The organism is Lacticaseibacillus sp. 53-4 (assembly GCF_016861805.1).
Taxonomy (GTDB): domain Bacteria; phylum Bacillota; class Bacilli; order Lactobacillales; family Lactobacillaceae; genus Lacticaseibacillus.
In genome coordinates this window covers 1-8,603 of the sequence record NZ_BOLT01000047.1, presented here as the reverse complement: position 1 = coordinate 8,603, position 8,603 = coordinate 1, and the positions used below count along the sequence as shown (strand labels likewise).

At 52.9% G+C, this 8,603-nt stretch carries 5 protein-coding genes; 4 read left to right on the top strand and 1 reads right to left on the bottom strand.

What is annotated here, in order from left to right; genetic code table 11:
- The first annotated feature begins 675 nt into the window (after window positions 1-675).
- Window positions 676-1,500 (top strand): Cof-type HAD-IIB family hydrolase, encoded by an 825-nt coding sequence (locus JUF21_RS11275; RefSeq protein ID WP_203624715.1) that lies wholly within the window; start codon window positions 676-678, stop codon window positions 1,498-1,500.
- 344 nt (window positions 1,501-1,844) lie between these two features.
- On the opposite strand, the gene JUF21_RS11270 is transcribed toward JUF21_RS11275, so the two are convergent.
- On the bottom strand, window positions 1,845-2,000 hold the full coding sequence (locus tag JUF21_RS11270) for a hypothetical protein (RefSeq protein ID WP_203624714.1): 156 nt from the start codon (window positions 1,998-2,000) through the stop codon (window positions 1,845-1,847).
- 363 nt (window positions 2,001-2,363) lie between these two features.
- Between JUF21_RS11270 and nagA the strand changes: the two genes are divergently transcribed.
- From nagA to JUF21_RS11255, 3 genes are all read left to right on the top strand, one after another.
- On the top strand, window positions 2,364-3,527 hold the full coding sequence (gene nagA / locus JUF21_RS11265) for an N-acetylglucosamine-6-phosphate deacetylase (protein WP_203624713.1): 1,164 nt from the start codon (window positions 2,364-2,366) through the stop codon (window positions 3,525-3,527).
- 114 nt (window positions 3,528-3,641) lie between these two features.
- A complete protein-coding gene (locus tag JUF21_RS11260) occupies window positions 3,642-5,006 on the top strand; it encodes a TPM domain-containing protein (protein ID WP_203664670.1) in 1,365 nt (454 codons plus the stop codon).
- Window positions 5,007-5,450: 444 nt separating this feature from the next.
- Window positions 5,451-8,582, top strand: coding sequence for a KxYKxGKxW signal peptide domain-containing protein (locus tag JUF21_RS11255; RefSeq protein WP_203664669.1), 3,132 nt, complete (start codon window positions 5,451-5,453; stop codon window positions 8,580-8,582).
- Window positions 8,583-8,603: the final 21 nt, after the last annotated feature.

The window sequence follows — 8,603 nt, the reverse complement described above, 5'->3', positions numbered from 1 at the left end:
CCGATGCATGGCGTAACAGCCTAGACCACTATCAAGAATTCGTTATCATCGTTGCACTTGACTTGAAAATTGAGGCAAAAGTTTGGGGGTTGAGTCTCACTTTGGGGGGATGAGACTCTAGGAGGAGTAAATATGAAGATTGGGGTATGGGATAGAAGCAAGTTTGCCTTGTTTCTATGGTGTTAATACTACAGAGGGTCTGTGAAGAATTAGTGACAGCACCTTGCAGGTTTTGCGGTGAAATGTGAATTTTTGGCAAAAGAAAGCCGCCGGTTGGGGGCCGACGGCTAATTGGGGTAGGGATGGCAGCGCGCTTTGGGGGAGCGCACTGCCGAATTTTTACTTTGGAGGAGTAAAAATGAAAAAGTAGGGTTTGGATAGGAACGAGTTGTTCGCTCGCTTCTATGTTGTTCATACTAATATCGGAATGTGAAGAAAGTGTGACGTAAAAAGTAAGGAATATTTTGTTTTGTTCAATTTAAAAATTCAAGGAGAAAAAAGCGCGCCGACGGAGTTAGAGGCAGCATCGACGCAGGGCGAAACAGGTTGGAGGCTTGTTTCGATACTGACTACTATAGTGGGCGAATGCGGCAAAATTGTGACCAAGTCTTAGCCTTTTTCGCTTCGGTGCTGCGGTACAATAAAACTAACACGAAGAGATGAGGGGCTGGTTGCATGTATAAGATGATCGTGAGCGATTTGGACGAGAGCCTGCTGCGAGACGACGGGTCGGTGTCACCAAAGGACGTCGAGACGATTCACAAGCTGCGCGATGAGGGCGTCAAGTTTGTGCCCAACACCGGCCGCGGCTTCGCGTCCGTCCAGCCGCTACTTTCGACCATCGGCACCAAGGACCTGGCCGGCCAGTATGTGATCTCTTATAACGGCGGCGCGATCGTTGAAAACAAGGACAACCACATCCTCGTGCAGCACACGCTAGATTTTGACATCGCCGACCAAATCTACCGCCTAGCGATGGCGGAAGGCGACCTCTGCGCGCATGTTTACACCTTCCATCACGTTTACGTGGCCAACATCAACGAGCCGGAGCGCGACTACCTCGAAAACCGCGGCGTCGACTTCCAGCAGTTCTCGGCGCCAGACCTCAGCCAATTCAAGGACCAGCCCATCGCCAAGGTGATTTTCCAGCATCTGGACTTCGGTGTGCGCCGCCGCTTTTACGAAAAAGTCGAGGACACCATTAAGGCGCCACTGACCGTGACCTACTCATCCAACCGCTACGTCGAGTTCAACCCCGATGCGATCGACAAGGGCAAGGCCGCCATCGCGCTGGGCGAGCAGATTGGCATCAAAAAGGACGAAATCATCGCGCTGGGTGATAACTCCAACGACCTGAGCATGCTCCAGCAGGTCGGCCTGGGCGTTGCCGTATCCAACGGCATCCCAGCGGTCAAGCACGCGGCCGGGCTGGTGCTCGACGCCACCAACAACGATGATCCGGTGACGGAACTGTACGAGAAGGTCTTCAAGCAGGCGTGATCACTCGTTGTTGAGATTTGTTGCACCATGGTAAAATGATGACAGCAGGAAGGCGTGCTGCCAAACGCTTCGCCTGCAGAACACCAATCTTTGGTGGCCGACATTCAACTAATTAGCCGCGTAGAGCTCTTGCTAAAAAGTCAACGCGGCAATGAGTTTACGGCCTTTTCCGGCCGCGGGCGAAAGACTTGCTCAGCTTCTTTTCGCGAATGCGCGTCCATGATATAATAAGGACAGCAAAAAGGACGCCGGGAAGGGCGCCCCTGCAGAACACCATTCTTTGGTGGCCGACATTTAACCAATAGCCGCGTCAGACCCAGCTAAAAGTCAACGCGGCTATTAGTTTACCCTTTTTTTCGGCCGTGGCCGAAAGACTTGCTCAGCTTCTTCGCTGCGCGGTGAAGCCGCGTGAGCCACACGATTACTCGTGTCGCCCAGCGGAGCACCGGCAGCGCATTATCGCTGAGCCAGTCGATGATCCACGCCAGCGCGTCGATCATGGGTAAACTTGTACCTCCTTTCTTGAGAATTTAAGGTTATGGGCCTCAATGGCCATAAGCCTCACCTTCTTTCAAATGCGAAGATACCACCGCAGTTTGGTTGTTCTGCGCTCTGTATTATACTGGAGAATGCGCAAACTGCCTAGAGCCGCAAGGGATTACAAATTTATTCATCTCGAACATTAATTCACTAATCGTGGGGAGCCTTTTCCCCAAAGGCTTGAGCCGGACCGCTCGCCGCTAGCCGTGCTATGCTGTCCGTAGAGCACTGCTGGCTAGCTTTTGGCCTAGACCACTACCGGCAACCGTGCTACACTGGTGAATGGAAGTAAACCTCTACATCAAACCTAAGGAGATCACGCAATGAGCTACTACATTCATGCTGCAAAGTTTTTCCTGAAGAACAACACCGAAATCGGCGGCTGGCTGGAAGTCACCGCTGACGGCAAGTTTGGCGAGTACATCCCAAGTTACGGCCACAAGCCGGCCGGTGAGATCAAGGACTACGGCGAGCAGTGGATCGCGCCAGGCCTGGTCGACACCCACATTCACGGGCTGCTGGGCCACGACGTCATGGACAACGACTGGGCCGGCCTAGAGGAAATGTCCGAGGGCCTGTTGCGCACCGGCGTTACCAGCTGGCTGCCGACGACCTTGACCGGCTCATTCGACCAGCTCAATGACGTCTGCAAAACCATCGGCGATCACGCCGGCGAGGAAAAGGGCGCCAAGATCAAGGGGATTCATTTTGAAGGCCCATTCTTCACCGAGGAGCACAAGGGCGCGCAGAACCCGAAGTACTTCCGCGACCCGTCCATCGACGAATACGACGAATGGCAAAAGAGTGCCAAGGGCCTGCTGCAAAAAATGTCCCTGGCCGCTGAGCGCGACAACGCCGTGCCATTCATCCGCCACATGGCTGGCGACGACGGCAAGGTCGTTGCCCTGGGCCACTCCAGCGCGACCTTCGAACAGGCCAAGGCCTGCATCGAGGCCGGCGCGAGCATGTTCTGCCACACCTTCAACGCGATGAGCGGCCTGAACCACCGCGCGCCTGGCATGGTCGGCGCCGCGATGTACCTGAAAAACGTTGACGACGAACTGATCGCCGACGGGCACCACGTCCGGCCTGAGGTCATCTCCGTGCTGGTCCGCGAGAAGACTGCCGAGCACATTGCGCTGGTCACCGACTGCATGTCCGCCGGCCTGCAGCCGGACGGCGACTATATGCTGGGTGAATTCCCGGTCGTGGTCGCCAATGGCACCGCGCGCCTGAAGGACGAGACCCACAACCTCGCGGGTTCCATCTTGCAACTCAAGGACGCCATCAAGAACGTTGTTGACTGGAACGCCGCAACGCCGGAAGAGGCCATCAACATGGGCGCGTACGTCCCGGCCAAGTCCGCGAAGATCGACGCGACCTGCGGCAGCATCCTGCCGGGCCGCGACGCCGACTTCCTGGTCCTGAACCCAGACATGAGTTTGTCTGAGACATACCTGAACGGGGAATCTCGGTACCAGGCTTAATCCTTGCGTGTGATCAGTGCCTACCTGAGAAGGTGGGCATTTTTTTCGGCCTAAAGTTGGTGGCCGCCCGTGGTCTGCCGCAGTAGACTGTAGGTATCAACGGAGGATATCATCATGAAAAAATGGGGACTTTGGCTCAGTCTGGTGCTAGGCCTAGTACTGATGCTGGGGATTGGGCACCCGGTGCAGGCGGCGAGCCTGACCGACAAGCAGATTCAGCAGACGCAGGAGTGGTACCGCGATCCGCAAGAGGTCATTGGTGCGCACACGCAGCAGGCTCTGTACAGCGCGAACTACCGTGCTTTTCAGCGGATCAAGGGCAAGCCGCAGATCGCGGTGATCGTCACGTCGGGCAAGGACGAGGACGACTTGCAGGACTACGCCAACGAACAGTTCAAAAAGTACGGCTTTGGCCACGCCGACTGGGACAACGGATTGCTGCTCACCATCGAGCCCAAGGAGCACCACTACTGGCTGGAGGTCGGATACGGGCTTGAGCCGGTGGTGCCGGACGGCTCGGCCGATGAAATCGTGACGGATCACGTGAAAAATCAGCTGCGCGCTGACCAGTACGACCAGGCCATCGCGGCTATTGTTAACAACACTGTTCACCGCGTTCAGCGGCACCAAAGCGCCATTTACACCCCAGCCGATATTGGCCGGCACCGGGCGCACGAGCGGCTGCAAAATGCCATCATCGTCGGCATCATCTGGGTCTGGGTTCTGATGATGGTGGGCATGGCGGCGCGGTTCTTTCTGCTACGCAACTGGATCGGCCGGACGCTGGATGGTCAGCCGGACACTTTTCCCATCCTTCAGCAGCTGCACGAAGCCGGCATCGCCATCAATCCGAACAAGGTGCCTGGTGGGGGCTGGCAATTGTTTAGCCGGCAGCTGGCTTTGAACGCCGCTTTCGCCAAGCTGATCCGCCGTGACTACATCAAGTGGCTAGCGGCCGCACCGCAGCTCGGACCGCTGCCGTATTACTACTACAAGGTGCAAGACGACCGCATGACTGACGATAAGTGGCCGGCGGCGGAGCTGGCCACCGCATCCAGTCTGGCGGCGGTACTGACCGACGAGACTGAACGGCCAGGGCGACTGCCGGCCCTCACGACGATCAAGGACCACACCGACGCTGAGCAGCGTAAGGTCGGGGCTTACCAGGACTGCTTTGAAAAGTGGATCCGTTTCAGCGACGCGAAGCCCGAAGAGGCCAGTCACGTGTGGCAGGAATTCTTTGCTCATGTCACGCCCGAGGATGCCTCACTGAGCGATGATAAACTGATGAAGCTCTGGTCTGTCATCTTAAAGCATAAGCGCGACCCAGGAATCGAGCAGACCGGCGTGTCCGGCATGCCGGTGTGGGTGACTGCCAATTACGTTCATGCCAGCGCACCGACTTCCAGTGGTGGCGGCTTTGGCGCCGGCGGCGGTGGTGGTGCTTCCGGTGGCGGCGGCTTCGGCGGCAGCTGGTAAGCAAAAGAGACCGACTTTCTAACGGAAGCCGGTCTCTTTTGACTCTGAATAGGTATTTATCATAATCAATACTCAAGACTTGTGTGTACAATGGTGTGAATGCTGTGGTGATTATTTTGAGTGTTTGACATGAGGCGTTGTTCACGAACCATTTGGCTCAATCCATTTTCGGCTTAAAGCGGCAGATGCCTTGATACGGGTTCTACAGGGCAGCCGGCAAGAGAAGGTCGAATTGGTAAAGGCCTTACTGTGTGACACTGAACAAAAAATTTGTTAATTTGGTTAACGGCGCAAACCCTTACGGCATGGGGACTTGACACCCCAAAATTCATATTTCGAAGTCTGAATATGCTATTTTGACAGACAAAGACGTAATAAAATGGGTTATTATAGGTTCGTATAAAGGAAATCTGGATTTTCATGTTTAAAAAGGAGTAGTGAACTATGGGTGATAAACATCTCATGAAGCGGCTAGCCGCTGATACTACCGTGGAGAAGCGGCATTATAAGCTGTATAAGCGCGGAAAGCTATGGGCAGTCGCGGGGATTTCGATGCTGTTTGCGGGTTCTATGTATTTTCAACAGCCGCTGACTGCGCATGCGGCAACGACGGAAACTCCTGATGGTGCGCCTGCTACGGAAAGTGGTACAGCTGTGAAGCCCAGCGCGTCAGCAGTGCTGCAAAGCAGTGTGAAGTCTGCACCCACCGATACGCCAGCTACTGACGCCACTAAAGCTGCAACCAAGCAGGTCACTACGCCTGCTCAAGCTGATCAGTCTGGTCAGGCCGATACTCAGACAGTAGCTCAAACGCCAGCTGTTTCGACAACACAGACTCACCAGAAAGCTAAGACACAGTCAGCGCCGGTTCAAGCCCAAAATGATTCGTCTGCTCAGGTGACTAGTCAACCCGTAGGAACAGCAACTGATGCAGGTTCTGCTGCAACGGAACATTCTGCACAAAAGCAGACCGTGGCAGCTGATGTACAGCAGGCCCCAGTGCAGACGAAGACGCAGGTTGATGCTGTTGCGGTGCAGGCAGACACTCAAGAAGCACCAACAGCTTCCACCGCTAGTGCCACTTTAGACATACCTTCGACCAACGTTGGGGTCGGTTCAGGTGTCACGAAAGACATGACGGCTCTATTTAACATGTCTGGTCATGCCGGTGACGTCTTCACAATTACGATTCCAGCCAGCAACAATTCCTGGGGCTTCGATGGCTCCAAGGCTGAGCCAATACCAGCGTCGGTGGGGACTACCGCTCGGAAGCAGGATGACCAAGGAAACTGGGTTATTACGAACACCTTTACTGCCGATGCGAGTGTCACTCAGAAGCTTATTCTTTACATTTACGGGAACAGTAAGGATACCGACAACGGACCGATGAAAGACATTGGTACGTCGACTAGTCAGATTAAATACGATGTTAATGGTAAAGACCAGAAGATAATTACCATGACACAAACGGTAAAACCGAACATCGCCATTAATCCAATTCAACGCCAGTACCCAGCAGGCGACGATGATGACAGCATTGGCAGTCTGTTACCGGATACTGAATATGTTTATCAGTTCACCACTCCCGAACAAAACGGCAAGCAGGATGAGACTGGCAGCCCAAGCTCCCAAGTCAATTTGGCAGTCAACTATGGGACCACGATAACGATTCCCGTGCCGACCGGTTTTACTTTGGATTCGGATATGACGGCTCAACTGAATAATTTTAAGGATCACACGACAATTGCTCAACCCGGTGGTGCTGGTACTAACATTGTGATTACTGTGCCAAAAGGCAGTGGCAATCAAGGGTGGGGCGCTCCATATTTACTTGCCGGTAGATATGCTGTGTCGCCGAACCCTGACCCCAAGCCGTTAGTTGCTCCGGGACCAGCCACGCTGATTCAAAAGCTGGGTGATGGCGATGATGCGCCAACTTTGACAGCGACCGCAAAAACGCCTTGGACGGAAACAATGCTACCTTCTGGCGATGGCGATGACAGTGGTTTGACGATTAAAGGGGAGACTGAAGTCAAGGGTAATGGGTCGCCTACTGCGGATAAGCTGACTCTTGCTACTGAAGATGAGACCAATCAGCCAATTTATTACCTCAACAAATTTTCCTTTGATTATCAAGGTGCTGCACCGCAAACAAATGCAACATTTACGATTGGTGTACCTAACGGTTTTGATGCCACAGGTCTACAGGTGCCATCTGAACAGATTGATGGAACGGCGGCCTATCTACCTGGCACGACTTCCTATAGTTATCAGCTTACCTTGGCTGACAACTCAGTTGAGACTGGCACAGTGGCTGCTGGCGGTACTATTAAACCAACTGCTAAATCAGCAATTCGCAAGATTGAACTGACGCCTAATTTATTGGCTCCTGGCGCTCGATCTGAAAATAAAGATTCATATGGTAAACCGGTGGATGGGATGTTTCTTCTGGGCACTCTGTCTAAAACGTATGACAATGGTGATCCAGTCAAAGTCGGTGATGTTTTAACCACCACAATGTCTTTAAAGGTGACCGGCAACAGTTCTATCACGCCAGTTTCATTTAAACAGACTGTTGTGGGACTTCAGGCACATGTCACTGGCTATATAAATAAGACTGCTGAGTCAAAATCTACGTTCCCCGGTCAGAGTAAATCCGGTGAAGTGAGTTTGCAGTATACCGGCTCTAATGGGCAGACAACCAATCTGATTAAAGAGCCAATCCTGTATGCAGTGCTGCCGCCACAACTTCACGGATTTGTTGATGAGGAGTCGGTTAAGGGCGCTAAAGTAACGACTACGGGTTTAACTGATGGTCGCACTCTATTTACTTTTGATTATTCCGGTACTGGCGTTTGGGTCGACACCTCAAAAGCTACTAATTCGTATGCGCATGTTTTCTTTGACAATCTTCCAGATGATGTTGCAGGGAAATATCCGGTTCAATTACTGATATATTCGCCGACTACACCTCTTCAGAGTGGGTTGCAGGTAGTGAAAGACCCGATTTTAGCGAAAGTTATTCATGCGAATACTGTTACCTATCTTTCCGAGAAGTGGACAATTGACATGGCCGATGCCCGTCTTGCTGCCTCGTTAGCGCAGGGTAATCAGGATGGGTCACCAGCTGCTCAGGGTAATTCAGACATTCACGGTGATAAAGCGCAGAATTTTTACGTGAATATGATTGACGCGACAAGCTCTGCCGCTACTAACTCGTCGGAAGTCATTAACCTGCCACAAAAAGATGATGATCAGGGGTCAACATATACTTTCAAGCTGACCGGGCCAGTCAAACTGCCGACGACTTTTGCCAATGGAGATCCGCTGTCCGGAGTCGTTTTGTACTCGACAGAACGTGCAACCATAAATCCAAATCCTTCTAGCCCTAACGGTTATGTTCCCGAATCCATGGTGACAGACTGGAGTGCGATTAAGTCCATCATGATCAACGTGGGGACGATTCCTAGTCGGACAGAAACTGGGCGGGTTGAAATACCGGGAACAGACGATACTCTTTGCCCCAGTTTACAATTCAAGTGCAACACCCTGACGACTAGACCAAAAAGGCCATGAAGACCTATTCTTGTTAGTACT